The 1,564-nt window shown below is 32.9% G+C and carries 1 protein-coding gene; it reads left to right on the top strand.

The genetic code is table 11. From position 1 onward, the window contains the following. The first annotated feature begins 1,186 nt into the window (after window positions 1-1,186). A complete protein-coding gene (locus tag J6V67_RS06665; RefSeq protein WP_291860540.1) occupies window positions 1,187-1,417 on the top strand; it encodes a hypothetical protein in 231 nt (76 codons plus the stop codon). Window positions 1,418-1,564 lie beyond the last annotated feature (147 nt).

Here is a 1,564-nt window from a genome sequence, read left to right as displayed (position 1 = left end):
TCCCAACATAGGATTCTGCCACATCTAATTGATTTACTGCCAAAGCAGATTTTGCACAAAGTTCTAGCAAGGAAAGATTTTGGTCCCCTAAATTATTCAAAGTGATTGCTAAATCAAAAGCCCTTTGATACTCTTTTTTTTTTAGGAATATGTTCAAAAAGGAAAAACTGCTTAGCAAGGTGCTTTTCAAACTTATCAAAATCAAAAATATGATTTAACAAATAGTACTTAGTTTGCATAGTATAGATAGGCACAAATAACATAGTTAAATAAGGAAAGGACTGCTCGTGAAAATGAAGCTATTTCGCAAGCGGAGAAAAATGGTAATACTATTATTGGTCTATCTGGAAAATCTTTTATTCCACAAGAAGAACAAAATAAAATATAGGCATGGTATGAGGGTGAAGTTGCTAAAATAAATGCACAAGCTGATAATTAGTTAAATGGATATAAAGACTCTATTTAGATGTCAAAGGCACAACGAGAAATCTTACAGTCAAAACAATTTGGAGATTTAGCTACATCCAAAGATACTATAAATAGATATAATAATATTTTAGCATAGGTAGGAAAAAATGGTTATGTTGGCCTTGGAGACAGAACTTTTTTATCAGGTGTTTTTAAATCTATGCAAAAACCTGCATTAGAAACAAGCAAATCCTTTGGAAAGATGACCGCTACATTAAAAGATTTTAATAAATCACTTTCATAGGGAACTGAGATTAGTAAAGAACAAAGTTCAACAATGCTTGAATCGGTAAAAAATTATCGAGCTCAATTATAGACTTAGTTAAAAGATACTCCAGAGTTAAAAGCATATGATGCTGCATTAGGTTAGTTAAAAAAAGCAATGGCTGGTACAGATATACAAGCTCAAAAAGATGCTTTAAAAAATTATGAAACTGCTTTTGGAGAAGCTTAGAATAAATTTGAACAAACTCTTGTCGATAAAAAAATTTTATCTAAAGAAGATATTGCAAGACTAACTACTTAGGGAGCTATGGAAGGGGAAGCAGAATACGATGCAAGCCAAAAGAGAGGTTTATTAAAAGTATTAACCCCAGAGCGTATGGATAATATGTGGGAAAAAGCTGGACAAGTAGCTTAGACCGCAACTTTTGCATTAACCGCATTATAGTCAGGATCTAATCTTGCAAATGTAATTGCTGATAAAAATGCTAGTACTATGGATAAAATTACTGCTGGCCTAGGAGCTGGAGCCTCTGGATTAATGCTTGGTAAATCTATGGCTGGATTAATAGGTGGTCCCTGGGGAACAGTAGCAGGTATAGCTTCTGCGCTTATTACGACTATTGGTCCGCATATTTATAATGTTATAGATTCTAAATTTGAAAGTGCTGAAGAAAAAAATGCTAGTCTTGATGCTTGGGCAGTATCTGCAGCAGAAAAAGCTTAGATAGCAAAACAAGACGAACAACATTTATATGCTTAGTTAGAAGAATAGAGCAATTTAGCTTATTAGGCTACATCTTTAGAATCCGGTAGTTTAAAATAGATTTAGATAATTTAGGAAGCTAATGATGTATCTTAGTAGTTAATAGAT

The sequence above is a fragment of the Campylobacter sp. genome, from assembly GCF_017646085.1.
Taxonomy (GTDB): domain Bacteria; phylum Campylobacterota; class Campylobacteria; order Campylobacterales; family Campylobacteraceae; genus Campylobacter.
Note: the sequence above shows the minus strand (reverse complement) of the source record. Positions and strands in the feature narration are given on the sequence as shown.